The sequence below is a fragment of the Tritonibacter litoralis genome (genome assembly GCF_009496005.1).
Taxonomy (GTDB): Bacteria; Pseudomonadota; Alphaproteobacteria; order Rhodobacterales; family Rhodobacteraceae; genus Epibacterium; species Epibacterium litoralis.
In genome coordinates, this window is the sequence record NZ_WIBF01000001.1 from 735,301 (window position 1) to 757,847 (window position 22,547).

Below are 22,547 nucleotides of genomic sequence, written 5' to 3' on the forward strand. Positions count from 1 at the left end.
CAGCTGGTATTTTGCGGGCCGAGGGCCGTGTTTGAAAAAGGTGCAGACCCTTTTTGCGAGGTCTGCACCGCTGCGGCGCATGTTTGGTTTTAGCCCGAACTGCAAGATACGGTGCGGCAGGGGAAAGGCGGCTTTTAAAAACAAACGCGCTTACCGACCCTTAAAGTTCAGCATTGCTCATCGATTGCCGCCAAGCCCTGTCTGTTGCTAGAGTTCAGACCTTTATTGCCAGTTCGGCCCGAGAACCTCTTGGAGGCTTCCGCTTTGCACTGCGTCTTCGATGCCCTTGGTAAGCAAGGCATCAATTTCAGTGTCACCCTCTTTGATCACAAAATGCGTTGGATATCGTTTGTAGAGGGTTTCAGCCAGACCGGTAATCCCTTCAGCTTCGGCAATAGCAATCACGTCCAGATTCGCAAAAAGAAAAGCGTCAACCCGGCCCGCAACGACTTTTTTTAAGGAACACGGTATGCAGCTTGTCCCTGTGGTGGGGAAAGAAAACAGGTCTGTGTGCGCCAGCTCTGTTTCAATGTTCAGACTGGCCAGATTTGACATATCGATTTCAACACCGGGACGATGAAACAGAGAGAACTGCGTATGGAACAAAGGCGTTGAGTTAAAGGCCAGTCCCGGCGCTGGCACGCTTCCATTCCCAGGGTTCAGGAATGGCAGATGCGCTTGGTGTTTGCCTTTTGCAACCGACATGATCGAACGTTTGAACGGTTGCACAATCATCCCAAATTCAGCTCCGGCAGATGCGCCGATCAATCGCATGACGTCTGGAAGGATGCCCTCCTGAGCGCTCTCAGAGAAGCCCGGAATTTCTCCAAATGTCACAGAATGTTCCGCTGCATTTGCAGTCGTATAGCCAAATGTTGCCACTACTAGTAACGCACTCAAAAACTTCACAAGGATCTCCCTCGTCCTCAGACTCTTCACAGTACAAAATACAACTCCAGCTCAGTATGAATGCGGTCTTCTAAGATAAGGTAAACCTCTCATAGGGGCCCAGAGCCTTTGGATCCTTTGTGCAATCGACGGCCGGGAAATTGTCTGCGTCCATTATCTAAGCAACATGTTTATTCGGGCGAGATGGAGAAGCCTAAGTTATGTAGTGGGCGTCGCTCGTACCATTTAGCCGTTCGCAAATGCGCGTGTGAGTGGCAAGATCGCAGCTCCGAAGGCAACCGTGTTCCTGTCCGTCTCATGACACAGTACGTCTGGAGTTTGATTCCACAGATGCAGTTTCTCGCTGAGCCTTGTGCGAACTTTGTCGCTCACATCGTATAGAATGTCCTTGGGCAATTCTCCCCCGAGAACAATTGTGCTGACATCCAACATATAAGTTGAGATTTCCGCAGCTTGGGCGATCGCATCCCCTGCAGTGCGGATCCACTCGGTCAGCCGTTGTTCCTCATCCGGCGTTAGCAGAGATAGGCAATCGTTCAAAAGGGCTTTGCTTGCCTCAATACCCAATGCCTTTTTGAGCGCAACCGTACTGGCGACTTGGCTGAGACGGGCCGTTCCTGCACCTGCATTCGTCGACACCGGGATGCGACCGATTTCACCTGCATTTCCTTCAGTGCCGCGAATGGGCTTTCCCGCTGAAATGAGCCCTGCACCGATACCGCGACCAATATGAACATAGAGAAGCTGCTGATCCTGTGTTTCAGGGTTTAGGAATGCATATCCTGCGGCGCCTGCAGTTGCGTCGTTTTCCCAGATAACAGGTAACAGCACCTTGTTCGCCAGGGCCTCCGGCATGGCTATATGCTGCCACCGCTGGAGCGTTTTTGGGGGAATAACCCGCGCCTCTTTTGAGGTGAAGCGTCCTGGAAAACTCAACCCGACGCCAAGGATACGATCCCGACTTATCCCACATTCATCAACCATCGTATCGATTTCCCGATCCGCGCGGTCCAGAACCCACTGTGCAGATGCGTTGCGGATTTCCAAAGTGTTCTGCGCCACCGGAGTGCCTTTTAAATTCAGGCAAAGGACCGTTAGAAACTCCTGCTCAATGTGAACACCAAAGGCGTAGGCGCCCGTTTCATTGATCGCATAGAGCTTCGCCGGGTAACCGCGTGCGCCGGTCCGTTTGGCTATTTCCCGCACCAGCCCGAGGTCCGTAAGGCGGGCAACAATGTTGGAGGAGGCCTGCGCGGTCACCCCAGTAACGCGTGTCAGTTCAGCGCGACTCACGGCCTTTCCACGTCGAATGAGCTCCAGGAACTGGCGTTGATTCTCTGTACGCAAGGCGAGATCGCGGTTTTGCCAGGCTGTTTCCTTCATAACTGGCGACTGTTTTCTTTTATCATGAAAAATTCACAATCCTCATTCGAGGCCCGCGATTTCCAGCCCGGAAAATCGGCACCGCCGATAAATCTCTGATTTCCAAAATTTACTCTACATACTTGAATTAATCAGATCAACCGTGGAGCGGCACAACTGCAGCTGCAGCCCAGGGAAGGCTAAAGGACTGACATCAAATTGAAATGTGCCCGTCACAAAAGCCGGTCACGCAATTGTGGTCAAAGCCAACCGGAGAGGTCCCATGACACTGACATCGAAATTCACGACACTGGGTGCAGCAGCGCTTGTTGCCACAACCGGGCTTGTTGCCCCAGCTTTTGCTGAAGACGTTACCATCGATCTGTGGTCGCGGGCGGACCGCTCGGGCCCGCTGCGTCCCGGCAATATCGTTGCGGCCGCCGAACAGTTGAACCGCGCGTTCGAGGCTGCGGGGTCCGACACGCGCGTCGTAGTCAATCTGATCGAAACCAATGCCAAAGGCTTTGATGCCGACGCGCTGAACCTGCTGAAAGCCCACAGTGTTGGCGAAACCCCAGACATCATCGTCGCCGCCCATGAATGGATCGGCTCCTTTGTAGAAGCCGGTCTGGCGGCCAATCTGGAAGGTCACATCGCAGCCAATGAAGCGATGTATGCGGACATCATCCCCAACCTTTGGAATTCGGTGATGTATAAGGGCGAGCGTTACGGCATCCCGCAGGATTCCGAAGTGCGTATGTTCTTTGTCAACAACGACATCCTGCGTTCCGCTGGCAAGGACGAAGCTTTCATCGCCGCACTGCCGGGCAAAGTCGAAGCTGGCGAATTCACCATGTATGACTGGTGTGATCTGGCTGCCGAAGCGGTTGAAAGCGGCGCTGCCAAGTATGGCTGGGTTCACCGTCCCAATGTTGGCCCTGATTTCCAGATGGCAATGGCAAGCTTTGGCATCGATATCTACAATGAAGACGAGGCCAAGCTGCAGATCACCAAGTCGGGTCTGGAGAACTACTATGACTGGCTCGGCTATTGCGTGAACAACGGCTCGCTGCCGGCAGACATGACCACCTGGACGTGGGATTCGACCCACGCGGCCTTCCGCGGCGGTGAATCGATGGGCAAGTTCCACGGCATCTGGAATGTGGGCAAACAGTTGGATGCCTTCGGCCTGGACGGCAAAGAGGCCTATTTTGACAAGCTGACCTGGATCCATGCCCCTGCGGGTGAAAAGGGTGGCCAGCCGAAGAACCTGAGCCACCCGATCGTCTACGTCGTTGGCGACACCGAGAATAAAGAGCTGGCCGCTTTGCTGGTCGCCATGGCCAGCCAGCACGTGCCGAACACGGCCCATGCGGTTGGCACCAATCACACTCCGATCAACTATGGCCAGATCGCGATGCCTGAGTTTCAGGAAAAAGGTTGGGCGCTGATCGCTGGTACACCGATGTTGAAATACGCTGAGTTCATGCCGAACCACGCCAAGATCGGTCAGTACAACGCCATCACCTATACCGGTGTTCAAGCGGTTGAAACTGGCGAAATGACCCCGGCTGAAGCCACTGAAATGGTGATCGAAGAGCTGGAAATCGAATTGGGCGATGACGTGATCATCCTTGACTAATCCCTGCGCGGCGGCGGGTCATTCGGCCCGCCGCTTTTCCTCTTGTTAGACAGGACCGAAATGTCGAGTTCAAAATTCCGCCAAGCCTCCAACGCTCTGCTTTTCCTTGGGCCAGCGTCACTGTTTCTGATCGGCCTTCTGCTGGTGCCGATCATTGTCGATCTGGTGGTGTCCTTCACCGATATGAACCAGACGATCAAGGTGGATGAATTCACCACCAAACAGTTCCGCAAGCTGGTCAAACCGTCGGAGGAAGCCTGGTTCGGGTTTGAATTGCGGTCTTCCTTCTACCGGGCGCTGATGTTGTCAGCGATTTATGTGTTTTTCACTCTGACCATTTTCAATATCGGCTTTGCACTGGTGCTGGCACTGACCACCACCGCGCTGCCTGGGCGTTTGGGTGGGCTGTTCCGGGCCATCTGGCTGTTGCCCCGCATGAGCCCTTCTGTGGTCTATGCCCTGCTCTGGCTGTGGGTGGTGGACCCGACCGACCGGGGCTTGCTGAACCAGATCCTGAGCATAACAGGCCTTGGGCCGATTAATCCCAAGCTGGATGCCCCGATCATGGTGATTGTCTGTGCCAACGGTTTTATCGGGGCTTCGATGGGAATGCTGATCCTGACATCGGCGATCCGGTCGATCCCGGAGCATCTGTTTCATGCGGCGCGCGCGGATGGGGCTGGCGGGTTGTCAGTGATCCGCCACATTGTGCTGCCTGCGCTGCGCTGGCCACTGTCCTATATCACCGTGTTCCAGTTCCTGGCGTTGCTGGTCAGCTTTGAATACATCTTTCTGATCATGGGACCGGCCCGCTCCACCATGACCATGTCGATGCTCTCCTACACCAAGACGCTGGCACCTGACACCGGATCTGGCCAATACGCCTATGGAGCCGCCATTACCTTGATCCTGATCGTGATCGGTATGGCTGTCGCCCTGTTGCTTTGGCGTCTGACCAATATGAAGCAACTGCTTACTCAGCCAAGGATTGAAGTACAATGACCGCGATTGATTGGACTGCGCTTGCCCGCCGGTCCCGCCGCCGCCGCAGCTGGTCGACCGGAGTGTTGGTTGGCTTTCTCAGCCTGGTTTCGATCCCCGTGCTGCTGCCGTTTTTCTGGATGCTGGTGATCTCGTTCTCTGCCCGCACCGGCGGGGTTGACAGCGCGGTTTTGTGGCGCGCCTGTGCGGTATTGGTGCCTGTAACCGCCGCCTATGTCGCGCTGCATGCGTTCCGGCCATGGCCTCGCAGCTATTCCGCGGTGGCTTGTCTGCTTGCCGCAGGGCTGGGGCTGTGGGGGATGGTGGGGGATGACCTACATCTCTATAACTATCGTTTCCTTGTCACCCCCAACCTGATCGAGGAGCTACACGGCGCAGCAACTGCTGGCGGGCAGTTTCCCTGGGTTTGGACTGCGCTTGGCAACTCGTTACTGGTGGCTTCGGCTTCCACCCTTCTGAAGGTCACTGTCGCGACTTTGGCCGGTTACTATATCAGCCGCTATCAGTTCCGCGGCCGGGCGGGTTTCCTGCAGGGACTGTTGATCCTGGAAGTGTTCCACCCTTGGATGCTGGCGATCCCGATTTTTCTGGTGATCTATTGGGTGGGGCTGCTCAACACCTTGTCGGGACCGATCCTGGTGCTGACTGCCATCGACCTGCCGTTTTTCATTTTCATCATGAAAGGGTTCTTTGACGGGGTGCCTTGGGACATCGAAATGTCCGCAATGACGGACGGAGCGACCCGGCGGCAAGCCTTTTATCGCGTGGTGCTACCGCAGGCCCGTGCTGGGATTATCGCGATCACGGTGCTTGGTTTTATCAAGGGCTGGGAAGAATACGTCTTTGTCACCGGGCTCAGAACTGGCAACTCCTATTGGGTGATGTCCACCTATCTTTACTATGTGGCCGAAGATGTGATGGGCGTCGATTACGGCGTCGTCGCCGCTGTGGCGGTGATCTATATTCTCCCGTCGCTCATCCTCTATCTCTTTACTCAAAAATACCTGACCCAAATGACGATGGGCGGGGTGAAAGGCTGATCATGGCACGCGTTGAACTTCGAAACCTCAGCAAAGTCTGGGACAGCTCAGTTGCTGTCAACGGCATTGATCTGTCGATTGCGGACCGTGAGTTTGTTGCCATTCTCGGCCCCTCAGGCTGCGGAAAATCCACCACGCTCTTTATGTTGGCGGGCGTCTACATGCCCACCGGCGGCGAAATCCGTTTTGATGATGCGGTGGTCAATGACGTTGAGGCCCGCGACCGCAATGTCGGCATCGTGTTTCAGAGCTATGCGTTGTACCCCAATATGAGCGTGCTGCAGAACATCATGTTCCCGCTGCGCTTTCAGAAGGTTGACAACCCCGAAGCAAAGGCCCGCGACATGGCGGATCTGGTGCAGGTGGGTGAATTGCTCGACCGCAGACCCAGCCAGCTGTCTGGTGGGCAGCAACAGCGGGTCGCCCTGGCACGGGCTTTGGTTAAACGCCCCAACCTTTTGTTGCTGGACGAACCGTTGTCGAACCTCGACGCCACTCTGCGCCTGACCATGCGGTCCGAGATCCGCCGGATTACCCGCGAATTGGGGGTGACCACCGTCCTGGTGACCCATGATCAGCTGGAAGCCACCACCATGGCAGATCGGGTGATTTGCATGCGGGCTGGTCAGATCGAACAAGTGGGCAGTGCAGAGGATCTGTATCTGCGGCCCGAAACTTTGTTTGTTGCCAGTTTTATTGGATCACCGCCGATCAATCTGATTGCGGGCGAAGGCCGCAATGGCCGGGTTGAGGCCGGAGATCAGCGGATCGAAACCGGCCAGGACGGGCAGCTGACCATCGGCATTCGCCCGGAGATGATCACGGTGGCCGAGACCGGCCTGCCCGGAACGATCCGGGTAGTCGAAGCCATGGGGCGCGAGATCCTTTATGCCGCAGAAACCAACTTTGGCCTGATCCGTTTCCTTGAAGCCACGTCACAGCCGCGCTGGCGGGATGGGGATCAGGTGGCATTGGCTTTTCAGCCGGAACAAACGCTGCTGTTTGGTGCAGAGGGCAAGCGGATTGCTGATCACTATGCCAAGCTGGGAGTGACAACCGATGCGTGACCCGATCCGAACCGTTACCGAAACCATGATCTGCCCCAGCATTGAGGCGCGGGCAGAAGCCGCAACGCAAGGTGGCGATCAAGCCGCACATAACCAGTTCCAAGCCACCTGGCCCTGCCTGACCAACATCGAAGCGCGGCGGCCGAAGGTCGATCTGCCAGTACCGAGCGACCTAACCATTGCGGCCTGGAACATCGAACGCTGCAAGCGGGTCGAGGACAGCGCCGCGCTGATCCGTGCCAGCGGTGCTGATATCGTGCTAGCGACTGAAATGGATCTGGGCATGGCCCGCTCTGGTCAAAGGCACACGACCCGTGACCTCGCCGATCTGCTGGGTTTTGGCTATGTCTTCGGCACAGAGTTTGTCGAATTGGGCACCGGGGATTCCTATGAAACCCCTCTGTTTGCGGATCTGGCAAATCAGGGCGGGCTGCATGGCAATGCGATCCTGTCGCGCTACCCGCTGCGGTCGCCTGCATTGATCCCCATCGCGGATGAGGGCATGTGGTTTGTCGGCCAGCCCAAGAATGATGGGCAGCTTCGCATTGGTGGTCGCATGGCTATGGCCGCGCAGATTGAAGCGCCAAATGGTCCCCTTACTCTGGCTTCGGTGCATTTCGAAAGCGAAAGCGACGCTGAGGGGCGTGCGGCGCAGAGCGAGCGGCTGATCGCCAGCCTAGACGCGCTTTATGGCCGCGCCCGTTGTGTTATTGGCGGCGACCTCAATACAAAGGCGCTGTCTGATCAGGAACTGACGGCGCAACAATGCCTCTTTGCGCCGGAAGATGCGGAGCCCAGTTTCGCCCGATTTGCGGCAGCAGGTTATGACTGGCGGTTAACCAATACCGGCGCTCCGACCACCCGCGCGGCACCGGGCAAACCGGTGAGCTATCCGCTGAGTGTGTTGGACTGGCTGTTCACCCGTAATGTGGCCGCGGCTCAACCAAAGGTCATCCCGGCCCTGTCTAGTCATGGGCATTACTTGTCCGACCACGAAATGATCACGACGAGGATCACGCTATGAAATGTGTAAGCTACAATATTCAATATGGGTTGGGGATTGACGGTGTGTATGATCTGGCGCGGATCGCAAGCGAGGTCGCAGAGGCGGACATCATCGCCTTGCAAGAGGTTGACCGGTTCTGGCAGCGCAGCGGTATGGTGGACAGCCCGTCGGTTCTCGCTGAACTGCTGCCCCAACATTATTATGTCTATGGTGCCAACCTGGATATTGCTGCGGACATCCAGACGCCGAACGGCATCGTGCACCGCCGCAAGCAATTCGGCACCATGATCCTCAGCCGATGGCCGATTTTATCGAGCCGAAATTTCCCGCTGCCGAAATGGGGCGACCGCAATAACCACTCGATCCAACAAGGGCTGCTTGAAGCTGTTATCGATACGCCTGTCGGCCTTGTGCGAGTCTATTCTGTGCATCTTAGCCATCTGGCGCCTTTCACCCGACTGCCACAGATTGAACGGATCAAGGACATCCTGAAAACCGCCCCGGAAGAAGGCGGCGCCTGGTGCGGTGGACACCCGAACCCAGACGCCGGTTGGTTGGAGGAAGCCGAACCCCCCATGCCCGATAGTGTCATTCTGATGGGTGATATGAATTTCGCCCCCGGGGGACCGGAATATGATGCAATGATCGGAGGCCGCTCAGCAGACTATGGCCGGTTGATCAATCGCAAGGGGCTCGTCGACGCCTGGGTCGAGGCCGGTCACCCCGAAAACGAAGGTGCAACACATCCCAATGCACCGACCCGCATCGACCATTGTTTCGTTTCTGTCGATATCGCAGCAAAGGTGAAGAAATGCTGGGTAGATTCTGATGCCAAAGGCTCAGATCATTGGCCTGTATGGGTGCAATTCGAATAGGTAATGCGCGCGTGCGCTATACCGGTCCAACAGAGTTTTTTTGAGCCACCGGTCGTGACGGGTTTCATCCTCTGCCCTGCCCTTTGGTGGGGGGTGAGGCGCTTGGCCGCCCGCAGTCCTATAAAAGGTCGGCAATACTGAACAAAACAAAGCCACCACTCCCAGGGCTATGTTTCCGCGCGTAAAGTACCTATGATGAGAAAGTCGCTGACATCCCAAGAGCGCGGTCCTGAAATTCCACCGAGAACTTCCCATGACAGGCACAAAAATTAAGAATATGGAAGAATTTGCCTCCGTGAGTGGGATTTCACGGCCAACTCTGTCCAAGTTTTTCAACGATCCTGACAGCGTGCGCGCGTCGACACGTAAGCGCATCGAGGCTGCATTGGAGCAATATGACTATCAGCCCAATCTTTACGCGGTGAACCAAAACCGGCGGCTGACCAAGAATATCGGCATTGTTGTGCCCTATTTGGCAGACCCGTTTTTTGCAAAGATCGCGCGCACGATTGAAGAGCATATCATTGAGACCGGGTTCCGGCCGGTTCTGCTTGGATCACATGGCAGCCCAGCCATGGAGATTGCCAACTTGGAAAACCTTCGCAGCATCAAACCTGCTGGTGTTCTTTTGGCTCCCTTGGGGCGGGCGTCAGAGCACGCAAAAATCAAAGCCTTCTGTCAGGATGTGCCCACAGTTTTGTTTGATGCCAATATTGATGAAGTTGGCGAAGCTTTTGTCGGCTCAAACAATGAGCAAAGCATTGGCTTGATAGTGGATTACCTGTGCCGCACAGGAGAGGTTCCCAGTTTTTTTGAAATGAAATCCCCCACCAACCCAAATGCGTTCAAACGCCGAAACGCCTATATTTCAGCGATGAAACGGCTTGGACATCACCCAAACCTGATCCAAGCTGAAGGCGAAGGCTGGGAATTTGAGGAAATTGGATTTCGTGCGGGTACGCGGGTTGTACGGGATCGCAATTTGCCGACCAACACCATTCTATGCAGCAATGACCGTTTGGCCATCGGATTACTCTCTGCGGCCTTTGAAGCCGGGCTGCGCGTAGGGATTGGACAGGACTGTGATCTGCGGGTTGCAGGTCACGATGACCATCCGTTTTCACGTTACACCTGCCCTACCTTAACCACTGTTTCGCAAGACTATGAAGCGATTGCCAAGAAAAGCGCGGCGGTTCTGCTGGACCGAATCGAAACAGATGAAGTCGGCGATTCGCGGCGTGAAACATTGTTTGACGGGCGATTGATCATGAGATCGTCCGCATAAAGTTTTGATCTTCCTCTTCAATTCTAATTTTTTACGCGCGTAAATTTTTAAATTGACGCAAGTTGCCATCAGACATTAGCTTGATGGCAAGCATCTATATTAGGGAGGATGAGGATGTTTAAGAAAGGCGCGCTTTGCACAGCCACGGCCATGTCAATCATGGCTGCGGGTGGTGTTTTTGCCGAAACACTCACAATTGCGATCGTAAACAACGGTCACATGATCAACATGCAGAAGGTTGCCCAAGCCTATACTGCGCAAACTGGTGTTGAGTTGAAATGGGTCTCATTGGAAGAAGGGGTTCTGCGCGAACAGGTCACGTCCGATACTGCGACGGGCGGTGGTCAGTACGACATAATCAACATCGGCATGCAGGAAGCGCCGATCTGGGGAGCCGCAGGCTGGATTGAACCACTGAATTTCTCGGCTGGCTATGATGTGAACGACATTCTGCCCGCGATGCGCAACGGCCTGTCCCATGATGGCCAGCTTTATGCTGCGCCTTTCTATGGTGAATCCTCGATGGTTATGTACCGCAAGGATTTGACCGATGCAGCAGGTGTGTCCATCGCAGACAACGACAGCTGGACCAATGTAAAGGCGGCGGCAGCGGCAATCCATGACCCGGACAACGGCGTTTACGGTGCTTGCCTGCGCGGCAAACCGGGCTGGGGTGACAATATGGCGTTCATCACCACAGTGGTGAATTCTTTTGGAGGCGCATGGTTTGATGCGGATTACCGCCCGGTTCTGGACAGCCCGGAATGGAACGCAGCGATCAACTTCTATGTGGATCTGCTGAGCAACTATGGCCCTCCCGGTTCTGAGGGCAACTCTTTCAATGAAATCCTCGCGCTCTATAACGAGGGCAAATGTGGGATGTGGATTGACGCAACCATCGCAGCCTCTTTCCTGGAGGTGGATGGCGTGGCCTATGCACAATCTCCAAATGCAGGCAACCCAGTGGGTGCAAACTGGCTTTGGGCTTGGGCAATGGCCATCCCTGCGGGGTCTCCAAATGCGGAAGCTGCGGGCAAATTCATCGAATGGGCGACATCCAAGGACTATGTCAAAGCTGTTGGCAATCACCCTGAATTTGGCTGGGGTTCGGTTCCAACCGGCCAACGCGCCTCGACCTATGCCATCCCTGAATTTCAGGCTGCGGCCGGATTTGCGGCAGCGGAATTGGCCGCGATCGACAGCGCCGCACCAGAGGCCACGGAGCTGAAACCCTATGTTGGTGTTCAGTTTGCAGCGATCCCTGAGTTTCCAGAGGTCGGCTCAGCAGTGGCACAGGAAATGGCCGCAGCTCTGTCCGGTGCAAAATCTGTCGAAGAGGCGCTGGCGGCTTCGCAAAAAGCCGCGGATTCGATCATGAAAGAAGCCGGATACTACGACTAAACACCAAGCGGCCCGGCCACTGTTATGAACGCGCCGGGCCCCATCCAGGACGTACCACAAGGTTTGCTTGATCGCCTTGGTACCACCTAACATCCAAGCACTTGCAACCCAAACATCAGATGCAAAACGAAAATACCGTTTTGCTGAGAGGATAGGACCATGTCTGATAGAAAGCTCCCGCGCCTTCTTCAAACACCTGCGGTACTCCTGCTACTTGTGTGGATGCTCATCCCACTTGGGATGACCCTCTATTTTTCCTTTATTCGCTATGTGTTGAACAGCCTGCGCCGCCCTGAGTGGACCACACCGAGCTTGAGCAATTGGCGCGGTTTCGGGAACTATGAGTTTGTTCTGAAGTCAAAAGACTTCCTCTTTGCGATCCAAAACAGCTTGTTGATCGTGTGCAGCATCCTGATTTTGACCGTCATTTTGGGTGTGTTGATTGCGGTGCTGATCAACAAGACCTTCCCGGGCCAGGGCATTGTGCGGGTGCTTTTGATTTCCCCCTTCTTTGTGATGCCCGCCGTAAACGCTGTTTTATGGATCAACATGATCCTGGATCCGGTTCTGGGACTGCAAGGTATCGCCGTTGGCAGCATCAACGAGCTGATTGAAACCCTGCGTAACGCGCCTTTGGTTGGGTGGTTCTTTTCTTTCTGGCCGGAGTTGAAGCCCATTTCCTTCCGCGCCACGCAAACCTCGGCCTATGCCGTGATCATTATGGTGACCTGGCAGTGGACGCCTTTTGCGGTGTTGATTTTCATGACGTCGCTGCAATCCGAGGATCAACAGCAAAAAGAAGCCGCGGTACTGGACGGCGCGAGCGCCTGGTCGCAGTTTCGCTTCCTGACCCTGCCACATCTGTCGCGCCCCATCGCAATTGTGGTCATGATCCAGGCCATTTTCCACCTGTCACTTTATGCGGAAATCGAAATCGTCAGCCGGGGCAACGGCAACAAAAACCTGCCTTATCTGATCGGTGAATTTGCCAACAACAACATCGGGGCTGCCAGTGCCACGGGTATCTTTGCAGTCATCCTCGCCAATATCGTCGCATTTTTCCTGCTGCGCATGATTGGCAAGACGCTGATGGAATAAGGAAAAAGACCAATGGCAATTGTTGCAAAACCCTCAAGATTTGCGAAATACGGTCGGCCAGCTCTGGCATGGATTGTGGGGCTCTTGTTCTTCTTCCCGATCTTCTGGATGGTGCTGACCAGCTTCAAAACAGACGCTGACGCGGTGAAACCTGAACATCTGATCTGGTTCACACCGACGTTTGAGAACTATCTGAATATGACCGAAAACTACGACTATTGGCGTTTTGCCAAGAACTCGGTCATCAGCGCCGTTTTCGCGACTGTATTCACCCTGTTTGTTGGCATTCCATGCGCCTATGCGATGGCCTTCAATCCAAGCCGCGCGACCAAAGATGTCCTGATGTGGATGCTTTCAACCAAGATGCTGCCAGCAGCGGCAGTGCTTTACCCAATGACCTTCCTCACCAAATCCGCCGGTCTGTTTGATACGCATTTCCTCATCATCCTGGTGCTCAGTTTGATCAATCTTCCGATCGTGGTCTGGATGCTGTTCACCTATTTCAAGGAAATCCCAAAAGACATCATTGAAGCGGGTCAGATGGACGGTGTGAACACCTGGGGGGAGATCAAGGAAATCCTTGTACCTCTGGCCTGGGGCGGTATCGCCTCAACCGCTTTGCTTTGCTTCATTTTCTGTTGGAACGAGGCCTATTGGACCGTGCGTCTGACCACGACGGATGCCGCCACGCTTTCCAAACTCATCGAAGGCAACCGAGCGCCAGAAGGTCTGTTTTTCGGACGCCTCTCCGCCGTTTCCGCAGCCGCCGTTGGGCCCATCATTGTGCTCGGATGGTTCTGCCAGAAACAACTCGTCAAAGGCCTGACCTTCGGCGCCGTGAAATAAGGAACAACTATGGGACGTATACAACTCAAAAACGTGACCAAAAGCTTTGGCGACGTTCAGGTCATCCCCCCCTTGGATCTGACCATCGAAGATGGGGAATTCACCGTATTTGTCGGCCCCTCCGGCTGTGGAAAATCCACCTTGTTGAGGATGATCGCCGGGCTTGAGGATCTGACCTCAGGCGAGGTGGAGATCGACGGCAAACTGGCCACCAACGTGCCGCCATCGCAACGTGGCCTTGCCATGGTGTTCCAATCCTATGCGCTTTATCCTCATATGACGGTGCGCAAAAACATCGGCTTTCCACTGCGCATGGCAAAAATGGCCCAATCAGAGATCGACCAACGGGTCGAAACCGCCGCCAAGTCGCTGAACCTCATGGATTATCTGGATCGCAAACCGGCCGATCTCTCTGGTGGTCAACGTCAACGGGTGGCCATTGGGCGCGCGATTGTGCGCGAGCCGGCGGCCTTTCTGTTTGATGAACCTCTCTCCAACCTCGACGCTGCGCTGCGCGTCGGGATGCGCCTGGAAATTGGCGAACTGCACGAACGCCTGAAAACCACCATGATCTATGTGACACATGATCAGGTCGAAGCCATGACCATGGCCAATAAAATCGTAGTGCTGCGCGCCGGTGTAATTGAACAAGTTGGAACGCCGCTTGAGCTTTACCACAAACCCCAAAACGCCTTTGTCGCGGGTTTCATTGGCTCTCCAAAGATGAACTTTGTGAGCGGCGCGGAAGCTCAGAAACACGGTGCATCAACCATTGGTATCCGACCAGAGCACACCAAGGTCAGCATGACAGATGGCCTGTGGAAAGGCCGCGTCGGGGTTGCGGAGCACCTGGGTTCGGACACCTTTCTCCATGTGCATGACACCGACGTGGCAGAGATGATCACTGTACGCGTCAATGGAGACATTTCTGTCCATCACGGCGACACAGTGTACCTGACACCACAGACCGACCAGCTCCATAAATTTGATGCTCAGGGTCTACGACTGTGATGGCTTCCACGAGTTCAAATACCAATGGGATACCGCTTTTGGACGCCAACCTGTCCAGCCTTCCGGAAACGGTGGTCTGCCCCGTCTATGACCGGACCAAGCTGCGTGCAGGCATTGTGCATATCGGCCTTGGTAATTTCCACCGTGGCCATCAGGCCTGGTACATCCATCAATTGATGCAGAAAGGACTGGCGCAGGATTGGGCCATCATTGGCGCTGGGGTTCGCCCGCAAGATCAGCTGATGCGGGAACGCCTGATCGCTCAGGATCACCTGACAACGCTGATTGAGCTTTCTCCCAAAGGGAAGTCTGCCGAAGTCATTGGTTCCATGATCGACTACCTGCCGATTGAGACCCGGAACACAGCGTTGATACGCCAAATGGCCGAACCCGGCATTCGGATCGTTTCACTTACAATTACCGAAGGCGGATACTTTATCTCCTCAGGTGACGGGGGGCTGGATGTCGATCACCCGGATATTCAGCACGACATTCACCACCCGCAATCCCCGCGCACGGTTTTTGGCGCGATAGTGGCGGCGCTCAGGCTCCGGCGTGAAGCTGGCACCGGACCCTTCAGTGTGCTCAGCTGCGATAATCTGCGAGGCAACGGGACCATTGCGCGCCAGGCTATTCTATCTTTGGCGCAGCACATTGACTCAGCGCTTGCGGCATGGATCGAAGACACGTGTAGCTTCCCAAACTCCATGGTGGATTGCATTGTTCCAGCAACTGGCCCAAACGAAATAGCCTTGGCAAAGAGCCTGGGTGTGGATGATGCCGCTCCGGTCACGCATGAAAACTATCGGCAGTGGGTCATCGAAGACGATTTCTGCGCAGGTCGGCCAGAGCTTGAACAGGTTGGGGTTATCATGACACCGCAGGTTCACGCCTATGAGGCCATGAAAATCCGCCTCTTGAATGCAGGCCATCAGGTTTTGGCAAATGTCGGCGAGCTGATGGCATTAGAGACAATTGCGGAATGTATGTCCCACCCGGTGATTTCCCGGTTCTTCCACAAGGTCGAACATGAGGAAATTGCACCTTTTGTTGCCGCGGTTCCTGGCATGACACCATCGCAATACATCGCTCAGATTGCTCAGCGATTTTCAAATCCAGAGATCCGGGACACAACCCGCCGCGTGGCTTTTGACGGTTCTTCACGCCATCCAGAGTTCCTCTTGCCGATCATTCGGGATGCATTGGACAGCGGAAGTTCCATTGAGGGCTTGGCGCTGGTGGAAGCGCTCTGGGCACGAATGTGTACGGGGGTTCGGGATGACGGGACAAGTATTGAAGACAATGACCCCAATTGGGAGCGTTTAAAAGCTGTTGCGCAAGAAAGCGCCCAAAGACCTGCAGCATGGCTGGAACAGCACCAAATCTATGGTGACTTGGCCAACGATCCCATTTTTGAACCTGCCTTTTGTCGCTGGTTGCAGATGATTTCATCCAAAGGCGGCCTTGCGACACTTCAATCGTATTTAGAAAATGTGCAAAACCCAGAGAGAGGGACACCAAGATGATCCTGTGTTGTGGCGACGCTCTGATCGACATGATCCCCGAACCAACCCTGGGTGGGGCAGATGGGTTTGTACCCCACTGTGGTGGCGCGGTTATGAATACGGCGGTTGCCTTGGGTCGTTTAGGCGTGACGACCGGGTTATTCACCGGCCTGTCCGATGACATGTTTGGTCAGCAATTGACCGCGCACCTGCGCGCCTCCAACGTCGATCTTTCATTTGTCGTGACAACAAGCCGTCCTTCGACACTTGCATTTGTGCAGCTTGTCAGCGGCCAGGCCAACTACAGCTTTGTGGATGAGAACTCAGCCAGCCGCATGTTGGAGCGAACTGATTTGCCCAACGTGCCTATGGAGGTTTCCACCCTTTTCTTTGGCGGTATCAGCATCGCCACGGAACCAGCGGCAGAGACTTATGCCACGCTTTTGGAGCGGGAGAAATCGGGGCGGGTTGTGATGCTGGATCCAAACATCCGCGAGACGCTTATTCCGGATCAAAAACGATACCGCGCGCGACTGGAGCGGATGCTGGCCAAAACCGATATCCTGAAAGTGTCAGATGAGGATCTTGAGTGGCTTGTCCCAGAGCCAATGCCTTTTGCAAGAAAGATCGCCACGCTGATGGAATTCGGTCCCAGGGTCGTCGTTATGACGCGTGGATCTGCCGGGGTTGTCGGCTTCTTGCCAGATGGTTCGGAAGTCATCGTTGCGGCCGAAAAAGTTGATGTCGTGGACACCGTGGGGGCGGGTGATACTTTCAATGCCGGCTTCTTGTGTAAACTCAACGCATTAGGGTGTTTGGATTTAAAAGCTTTTGAGGCGCTTGATGCGGAAAACTTAAGGCAGGCGTTGGTTTTTGCAGCAAAGGTCGCCGCAATCTCGGTCTCCCGAAAGGGCGCGAACCCTCCTTGGACCCAAGAAGTTGAGGTTTAAATTTAAGGGCTTTGAAGCAAAATTCGGGCCGCAAGTTTGATGCTGGGGCCTAGCGCCCGCAGGTCCTTTCAAAACGCAAGGCCTGGAACACGGGACGTCCCATCGGTCAGGGGAAACCGCTGAGAGCCAAGGCAAACCATTGCAACGCACAGTTCTTAGACGGCAATTCGAAACCGGTTCGGCAAATCGTCAAGCGGCTATATTTTTTGTTGCCGAGGCCGGTTCGTTCATGCTTCAGTTGGCGCACCCTGGCAATAAAGGCATTGCGCGCTGCTGTCCGGGAGAGCGGAGCCGATCTGCTCAGGTTGGGCCAAGACGGTCCAAAGCGTGCACTTGGCTCCTTTCATATAACCGGCGGCGCGCCGCCTTTGTTTGAAGGGCTTAAAATGCTTCACAACGACCAACTTGAACAATGGGACCGCGAGAATTTCTTTCATCCCTCGACGCATCTTTCCGATTTTGCGCGGGGTGACCTGCCCCATCGCGTCGTAACCGGTGGAGAGGACTGTCACATCAGCACCCGTGATGGGAAGCAGTTGTTGGACGCTTTTGCCGGGCTTTATTGTGTGAATGTGGGTTATGGCCGTCCTGAGATTGCAGAGGCGATAGCAGAACAGGCCCGCGAGCTCGCCTATTACCACGCCTATGTCGGGCATGGGACCGAGGCTTCGATCACCCTTTCCAAAATGATATTGGACCGCGCGCCGGATCACATGTCCAAGGTCTATTTTGGCCTCTCCGGCTCGGATGCAAATGAGACCAACATCAAGCTGATCTGGTACTACAACAATATACTGGGACGCCCTGAGAAGAAAAAGATCATCTCTCGGTGGCGTGGCTATCACGGCTCGGGCCTGATGACGGGATCGTTGACTGGGCTGGGCCTGTTTCACGCCAAATTTGATCTGCCCTTGGCCCAGGTGATCCACACCGAAGCGCCCTACTATTTCCGCCGCACAGATCTGGCACAAAGCGAAGGCGCGTTTGTGGACCATTGCGTCGCTGAGCTGGAAGCGTTGATCGATCGCGAAGGGGCTGACACAATCGCGGCCTTTATCGGCGAGCCGGTTCTGGGCACCGGAGGCATTGTGCCGCCTCCCCCAGGTTATTGGGCGGCCATCCAAGCCGTTTTGGATAAACACGATATTCTTCTTGTTGCGGATGAGGTTGTCACCGGATTTGGTCGGCTGGGCACCATGTTTGGCTCGGATCATTATGGGATGCGCCCGGACTTGATCACTATCGCCAAGGGGCTGACATCGGCCTATGCGCCATTGTCGGGATCCATCGTGTCCGACAGGATGTGGAAGGTTCTGGAACAAGGCACGGATGAAAACGGCCCGATTGGCCACGGTTGGACCTATTCCGCGCATCCAATTGGGGCGGCGGCGGGGGTTGCAAACCTGAAGCTGCTGGATGACCTCAAACTGGTTGAGAATGCCGGATCCGTTGGCGCTTATCTGAATTCAGCTATGCAGGACGCTTTGGGCGATCATGCCAATGTTGGCGAGGTGCGCGGGACAGGCATGCTCTGTGCCGTTGAATTTGTGGCTGACAAGGCTGACCGCAGATTCTTTGAGGCCAGCGACAAGATCGGCCCGCAGATTGCCGCCAAACTGCTGGAACAAGATGACGTCATAGCCCGCGCCATGCCGCAGGGCGACATTTTGGGATTTGCGCCGCCGTTCTGCCTGACCACAGTTGAGGCGGACCGGATCGTCGAGGCAACAACCCGTGCGGTTAAAGCCGTGCTGGGGTGAAGGAGATCGCTATGACATATGCAAATACACCCTTTGATCAGACGGAATACCAACGCCGTCTGGAAAAGACCCGTACCGCAATGATCCAATCCGGGCTGGACGCGATCTTTGTCACCGACCCGTCAAATCAGGCTTGGCTGACGGGCTATGACGGTTGGTCCTTTTATGTGCATCAGGGCGTGTTGCTGACCCTGCAAGGCGAACCTGTGTGGTGGGGGCGTCATATGGACATGATGGGCGGGCGGCGTACCTGCTGGATGAGCCATGTCAATATTATTGGCTATGGGGATCATTTCGTTCAGTCGACCGAAATACACCCGATGCAGGACCTTGCCAAACACATTCAGGCGCGCGGGCTCGGCAAGGCCCGCATCGGTGTCGAGATGGAGAACTATTATTACTCGGCCAAGGCCCATGCCGTTCTGACAGAGGCGCTGCCAGATGCCGAATTGGCGGATGCCACCGCGCTGGTCAATTGGCAAAGGCTGGTCAAATCCGCAGATGAGGTTGGGTTTATCCGCAAGGCGGCGGCAATCTCTGACAAAGTCATGCAAACCGCAATCGAGCGCGCGGCTCCAGGTGTGCGCAAGAACGACGTCGTGGCCGACATTATGCATGCAGGCATTACGGGCGTGGGCGATGACTGGGGTGACTATCCCGCAATTGTCCCCTTAACGCCCTCTGGGATTGACGCAACTGCGGCGCATCTGACCTGGAACGGTGCGCCGATGCGTGCAGGCGAAGCGACGTTCTTTGAACTTTCGGGCTGTTATCGGCGCTATCACGCGCCTTTGTGCCGCACTGTGTTTCTGGGTCGCCCTTCTGACGACATGTTGCGCGCCGAGGAGGCCCAGTTGGAAGGCATCGCCGCTGGGCTGGATGTGGCGCGCGCAGGCAATCGCACCTGTGACATCGCCAATGCCTTTATGGCCGTTCTCGCGAAACACGGGATCAAGCGTTCAGGGCGCATGGGCTATCCCGTTGGCCTCAGTTACCCGCCCGACTGGGGGGAGCGGACGGCCTCGATCCGAAGTGAGGATACAACGGTTTTGGAACCTGGCATGGTGTTTCACTTTATGCCCGCGCTCTGGATGGACAGCTGGGGGCTTGAGACCACGGAAACCATCCTGATCAGCGAGACCGGGGCAGCGGAGCCATTGAGCAAAATCGATCGCAAACTGTTTGTTAAAGACTGAAGCATGCTCGACCAGACCAAGCAAATTCTTCAGAAATTGATCGCCTTTCCGACGGTGTCTTCTGACAGCAACCTGGCGATCATCAACTTTATCGCCGAACATCTGGATGCCTGCGGCGCGCGCATTGAGATCGTCCCCGACCCCAGTGGCCAAAAGGCAAACCTCTTTGCCACGTTGGGGCCGGAACGCGACGGGGGGCTCGTCCTGTCTGGACATACGGATGTGGTGCCGGTGACAGATCAGGCCTGGTCATCTGATCCGTTTGAGATGGTTGAACAGGGCGGGCGGCTTTATGGGCGCGGCACCTGCGATATGAAGGGGTTTGTTGCCGCAACGCTGGCGATGGCACCGGTCTTCGCAAAAACGCCCCGGACCCGGCCCATCCATTTTGCCTTTACCTATGATGAAGAAACCGGGTGCATCGGAGCGGGGCATTTGGCCCAATCGCTTTCTGAGCGTGGCATTCGCCCATCGATGGCCATCATCGGCGAGCCAACCATGATGCGCATCATTGAAGGCCACAAAGGCTGTTATGAATATACGACGCGAGTCCAAGGTCTGGAGGGGCATGGCTCGGCCCCGGATCAGGGTGTGAATGCGGTGGAATATGCGACACGGTTTGTTGCGCGACTGCTGGAGTTGCGTGAAGAACTGAAGACACGCGCCCCCAAAGACAGCCGCTTTGACCCGCCCTGGACAACGTTGAACATCGGCGCGCTTCATGGCGGCAGCGTACACAATGTCATTGCCCCAAAAGCGCAGGTGGATTGGGAGATGCGACCAGTTCAGCCCTCGGATGCGCAATTCGTCAAAGCCGCCCTATCCGACTATTGCGGCGATGTCCTGCTGCCTGCCATGCGCACCGTGCATCCAGATGCGGCCATCGAAACAGAAGTCATTGGGGAGGTCGTCGGTCTGATCCCAACTGAGGATAATTCGGCAAAACGTTTCCTGAGCGCGCTGACAGGCGCCAATTCGGCCGACCTTGTGCCCTTTGGAACCGAGGCGGGGATCTTCCAACAGCTTGGGATGGACGTGGTTGTCTGCGGCCCAGGAAGTATCGATCAAGCCCATAAGGCGGATGAATTCCTTTCGATCGAACAATTGTCGCGCTGCCTGGACGTGTTGCAAAATATGAATTCAGCCTTCTACACCGACATCCCTGACTAATTGCAGTGCCCGAGTTCTCTGCCAGATAAGGCGCACGGTATTAGAGGTCAGGAGCTTTCGCGCAATCGGCGAATTGAGGTCCTTTTTTGCAAAAGCCTTTAGGTCGCGAGCCAAGCTGAATTGTCATCGGATTGATCCCACCTCTGGGCACGCTCACAGAGAACGATCTGCGCGCTTTAAAGCGCCTTTGGTTGGGAAAGAAAATCCTGCCTCTGTGTTTTAAACTCAACGGCGCAAAGGCAAAAGGCAACCTGTCCCGCCTTTCGTTTTGCATTCGGATGTCCGGTTTGGATTGGGCTGCTGGTATTGCGACCGGCAACGCACGTGGCTGTTTGGTCCTGACTGCGGAACACCAACGCCCCAAGCTTGCCTTCCTGCCTTCGGTTCTGCATGCTCTGCGCAACTTGATCCAGGCAAAAGACGGCGCTGAATGACTGATCCCCGACCTCTTCCCCGCTGGGGTGTTGTCTCAACCATCAAGGCGTCGGCGCAGGAGGTTTTGACCTTTGCGGCCTATCATCTGGCACAGGGTGCGCATCGGGTTTGTATTTATCTGGATGCCCCCTGCCCCGAGGCGCTGCCGCATCTGAAGGCGCATCCCAAAGTGCGGGTGATTGACTGTGATGACGGCTATTGGCGCAGGCAGCCTGTTAAACGGCCCAAGAAACATCAGGTGCGCCAGACCCATAACGCCAATCGCGCCTATCAAAAGCAGTGCAAGGATCTGGACTGGCTGGCCCATATCGATGTGGATGAGTTTATATGGTCCGCCGCGCCGCTGTCGCAGGCTTTGGCTGAGCTGCCGCCTGAGGCGCTCTGTGCCCGGCTGCGCCCGATTGAGGTGATGGCAGATCAAAGCGATGTCTTTCGCGCCGCCGCCCCGCGTGGATCAGAGCTGCCTGCGGTGTTGCGCGACCTTTACCCCACATATGGCGCCTATTCCCATCGGGGATTGCTGAGCAATGCTGCGGGCAAACTGTTCCTGCGCACCGGTTTGGATGAGGTCACGTTCCGGATCCACAATGCCTTTGTGATGGGGTTGAAAAACCCATGTCAGCTGGAACTGGATGCGGTCGACCTGTGCCATTTCCACGGTCGCAGCTGGGCGGATTGGTTTGCGCATTTCTCTTACCGTCACGCCAATGGCGCCTATCGCCAAGAGCTGGGCGCACGCAGCCAGGCCCCGACACCACTGAACATGCATGCGGTCCTGGCAGATGTGATGGAGCGCGAGGGTGAGGTCGGGTTGCGTGGCTTTTATGACGAGTTCTGTGCGGATTCGCCGGAAAAACGCGCAAAACTGGAACAGCATGGTCTTTTGCGGCTGCGGCCTCTGCATCTTGAGGACCACCTGAGGACCCATTTCCCGCAATTTGGCTAAATTGTTGCGCAAATATCCTAAATTCTGTCATGGACGCGATT

Annotated in this window: 20 protein-coding genes; 18 read left to right on the plus strand and 2 right to left on the minus strand. The window is 55.5% G+C overall.

Annotated features, from left to right (window positions below; all coding sequences use genetic code 11):
* Positions 1-222: 222 nt before the first annotated feature.
* A complete protein-coding gene (locus GFB49_RS03595) occupies positions 223-939 on the minus strand; it encodes a type 2 periplasmic-binding domain-containing protein (RefSeq protein ID WP_153214398.1) in 717 nt (238 codons plus the stop codon).
* A gap of 195 nt (positions 940-1,134) precedes the next feature.
* The gene (locus tag GFB49_RS03600) at positions 1,135-2,292 is read right to left on the minus strand and encodes an ROK family transcriptional regulator (protein ID WP_153214399.1); all 1,158 of its coding nucleotides are present in this window, start codon (positions 2,290-2,292) and stop codon (positions 1,135-1,137) included.
* A 262-nt stretch (positions 2,293-2,554) separates the two neighbouring features.
* On the opposite strand from GFB49_RS03600, the gene GFB49_RS03605 reads away from it, so the two are divergent.
* The 18 genes from GFB49_RS03605 to GFB49_RS03690 all read left to right on the plus strand — a co-directional run bounded on the left by GFB49_RS03605 (position 2,555) and on the right by GFB49_RS03690 (position 22,506).
* Positions 2,555-3,913, plus strand: coding sequence for an ABC transporter substrate-binding protein (locus GFB49_RS03605; protein WP_153214400.1), 1,359 nt, complete (start codon positions 2,555-2,557; stop codon positions 3,911-3,913).
* A gap of 60 nt (positions 3,914-3,973) precedes the next feature.
* Complete coding sequence (locus GFB49_RS03610) at positions 3,974-4,915, plus strand: carbohydrate ABC transporter permease (protein ID WP_153214401.1); 942 nt, start codon at positions 3,974-3,976, stop codon at positions 4,913-4,915.
* A complete protein-coding gene (locus tag GFB49_RS03615) occupies positions 4,912-5,955 on the plus strand; it encodes a carbohydrate ABC transporter permease (RefSeq protein WP_153214402.1) in 1,044 nt (347 codons plus the stop codon). The genes GFB49_RS03610 and GFB49_RS03615 overlap by 4 nt, the downstream gene beginning before the upstream one ends.
* Before the next feature lie 2 nt (positions 5,956-5,957).
* On the plus strand, positions 5,958-7,022 hold the full coding sequence (locus GFB49_RS03620; RefSeq protein WP_153214403.1) for an ABC transporter ATP-binding protein: 1,065 nt from the start codon (positions 5,958-5,960) through the stop codon (positions 7,020-7,022).
* Positions 7,015-8,046 (plus strand): endonuclease/exonuclease/phosphatase family protein, encoded by a 1,032-nt coding sequence (locus tag GFB49_RS03625; protein WP_153214404.1) that lies wholly within the window; start codon positions 7,015-7,017, stop codon positions 8,044-8,046. The genes GFB49_RS03620 and GFB49_RS03625 overlap by 8 nt, the downstream gene beginning before the upstream one ends.
* Positions 8,043-8,903 carry an endonuclease/exonuclease/phosphatase family protein gene (locus tag GFB49_RS03630; RefSeq protein WP_153214405.1) on the plus strand — a complete coding sequence of 287 codons (861 nt, stop codon included), beginning with the start codon at positions 8,043-8,045 and terminating at the stop codon, positions 8,901-8,903. The genes GFB49_RS03625 and GFB49_RS03630 overlap by 4 nt, the downstream gene beginning before the upstream one ends.
* 253 nt (positions 8,904-9,156) lie before the next feature.
* A complete protein-coding gene (locus tag GFB49_RS03635; RefSeq protein ID WP_153214406.1) occupies positions 9,157-10,188 on the plus strand; it encodes a LacI family DNA-binding transcriptional regulator in 1,032 nt (343 codons plus the stop codon).
* Between the two features lie 150 nt (positions 10,189-10,338).
* Positions 10,339-11,589 carry an ABC transporter substrate-binding protein gene (locus GFB49_RS03640; RefSeq protein ID WP_246149604.1) on the plus strand — a complete coding sequence of 417 codons (1,251 nt, stop codon included), beginning with the start codon at positions 10,339-10,341 and terminating at the stop codon, positions 11,587-11,589.
* A gap of 159 nt (positions 11,590-11,748) precedes the next feature.
* On the plus strand, positions 11,749-12,687 hold the full coding sequence (locus GFB49_RS03645; RefSeq protein WP_153214408.1) for a carbohydrate ABC transporter permease: 939 nt from the start codon (positions 11,749-11,751) through the stop codon (positions 12,685-12,687).
* Between the two features lie 12 nt (positions 12,688-12,699).
* Positions 12,700-13,533, plus strand: a complete 834-nt coding sequence (locus GFB49_RS03650) for a carbohydrate ABC transporter permease (protein ID WP_153214409.1) — start codon at positions 12,700-12,702, stop codon at positions 13,531-13,533.
* A gap of 9 nt (positions 13,534-13,542) precedes the next feature.
* Positions 13,543-14,544 carry an ABC transporter ATP-binding protein gene (locus GFB49_RS03655; protein WP_153214410.1) on the plus strand — a complete coding sequence of 334 codons (1,002 nt, stop codon included), beginning with the start codon at positions 13,543-13,545 and terminating at the stop codon, positions 14,542-14,544.
* Positions 14,544-16,070, plus strand: coding sequence for a mannitol dehydrogenase family protein (locus GFB49_RS03660; protein ID WP_153214411.1), 1,527 nt, complete (start codon positions 14,544-14,546; stop codon positions 16,068-16,070). The genes GFB49_RS03655 and GFB49_RS03660 overlap by 1 nt, the downstream gene beginning before the upstream one ends.
* Entirely contained in the window at positions 16,067-16,999 is a 933-nt protein-coding gene (locus tag GFB49_RS03665; RefSeq protein ID WP_153214412.1) for a carbohydrate kinase family protein, read from the plus strand. Before GFB49_RS03660 ends, GFB49_RS03665 begins: the two co-directional genes overlap by 4 nt.
* A 386-nt stretch (positions 17,000-17,385) precedes the next feature.
* Positions 17,386-18,759, plus strand: a complete 1,374-nt coding sequence (locus GFB49_RS03670) for an aspartate aminotransferase family protein (protein ID WP_153214413.1) — start codon at positions 17,386-17,388, stop codon at positions 18,757-18,759.
* An 11-nt stretch (positions 18,760-18,770) separates the two neighbouring features.
* Complete coding sequence (locus GFB49_RS03675; protein WP_153214414.1) at positions 18,771-19,955, plus strand: M24 family metallopeptidase; 1,185 nt, start codon at positions 18,771-18,773, stop codon at positions 19,953-19,955.
* A gap of 3 nt (positions 19,956-19,958) precedes the next feature.
* Complete coding sequence (gene argE / locus GFB49_RS03680) at positions 19,959-21,125, plus strand: acetylornithine deacetylase (protein WP_153214415.1); 1,167 nt, start codon at positions 19,959-19,961, stop codon at positions 21,123-21,125.
* A gap of 191 nt (positions 21,126-21,316) precedes the next feature.
* Positions 21,317-21,559 carry a hypothetical protein gene (locus GFB49_RS20985; protein WP_194269249.1) on the plus strand — a complete coding sequence of 81 codons (243 nt, stop codon included), beginning with the start codon at positions 21,317-21,319 and terminating at the stop codon, positions 21,557-21,559.
* Positions 21,556-22,506 carry a glycosyltransferase family 2 protein gene (locus GFB49_RS03690; RefSeq protein WP_153214417.1) on the plus strand — a complete coding sequence of 317 codons (951 nt, stop codon included), beginning with the start codon at positions 21,556-21,558 and terminating at the stop codon, positions 22,504-22,506. The genes GFB49_RS20985 and GFB49_RS03690 overlap by 4 nt, the downstream gene beginning before the upstream one ends.
* Positions 22,507-22,547: the final 41 nt, after the last annotated feature.

Coding starts and splice junctions, on each gene's coding strand:
- GFB49_RS03600 (WP_153214399.1), bottom strand. CDS start 2,292: ATGAAGGAAACAGCCTGGCAAAACCGCGATCTCGCCTTGCGTACAGAG.
- GFB49_RS03605 (WP_153214400.1), top strand. CDS start 2,555: ATGACACTGACATCGAAATTCACGACACTGGGTGCAGCAGCGCTTGTT.
- GFB49_RS03610 (WP_153214401.1), top strand. CDS start 3,974: ATGTCGAGTTCAAAATTCCGCCAAGCCTCCAACGCTCTGCTTTTCCTT.
- GFB49_RS03615 (WP_153214402.1), top strand. CDS start 4,912: ATGACCGCGATTGATTGGACTGCGCTTGCCCGCCGGTCCCGCCGCCGC.
- GFB49_RS03620 (WP_153214403.1), top strand. CDS start 5,958: ATGGCACGCGTTGAACTTCGAAACCTCAGCAAAGTCTGGGACAGCTCA.
- GFB49_RS03625 (WP_153214404.1), top strand. CDS start 7,015: ATGCGTGACCCGATCCGAACCGTTACCGAAACCATGATCTGCCCCAGC.
- GFB49_RS03630 (WP_153214405.1), top strand. CDS start 8,043: ATGAAATGTGTAAGCTACAATATTCAATATGGGTTGGGGATTGACGGT.
- GFB49_RS03635 (WP_153214406.1), top strand. CDS start 9,157: ATGACAGGCACAAAAATTAAGAATATGGAAGAATTTGCCTCCGTGAGT.
- GFB49_RS03640 (WP_246149604.1), top strand. CDS start 10,339: ATGTCAATCATGGCTGCGGGTGGTGTTTTTGCCGAAACACTCACAATT.
- GFB49_RS03645 (WP_153214408.1), top strand. CDS start 11,749: ATGTCTGATAGAAAGCTCCCGCGCCTTCTTCAAACACCTGCGGTACTC.
- GFB49_RS03650 (WP_153214409.1), top strand. CDS start 12,700: ATGGCAATTGTTGCAAAACCCTCAAGATTTGCGAAATACGGTCGGCCA.
- GFB49_RS03655 (WP_153214410.1), top strand. CDS start 13,543: ATGGGACGTATACAACTCAAAAACGTGACCAAAAGCTTTGGCGACGTT.
- GFB49_RS03660 (WP_153214411.1), top strand. CDS start 14,544: ATGGCTTCCACGAGTTCAAATACCAATGGGATACCGCTTTTGGACGCC.
- GFB49_RS03665 (WP_153214412.1), top strand. CDS start 16,067: ATGATCCTGTGTTGTGGCGACGCTCTGATCGACATGATCCCCGAACCA.
- GFB49_RS03670 (WP_153214413.1), top strand. CDS start 17,386: ATGCTTCACAACGACCAACTTGAACAATGGGACCGCGAGAATTTCTTT.
- GFB49_RS03675 (WP_153214414.1), top strand. CDS start 18,771: ATGACATATGCAAATACACCCTTTGATCAGACGGAATACCAACGCCGT.
- argE (WP_153214415.1), top strand. CDS start 19,959: ATGCTCGACCAGACCAAGCAAATTCTTCAGAAATTGATCGCCTTTCCG.
- GFB49_RS03690 (WP_153214417.1), top strand. CDS start 21,556: ATGACTGATCCCCGACCTCTTCCCCGCTGGGGTGTTGTCTCAACCATC.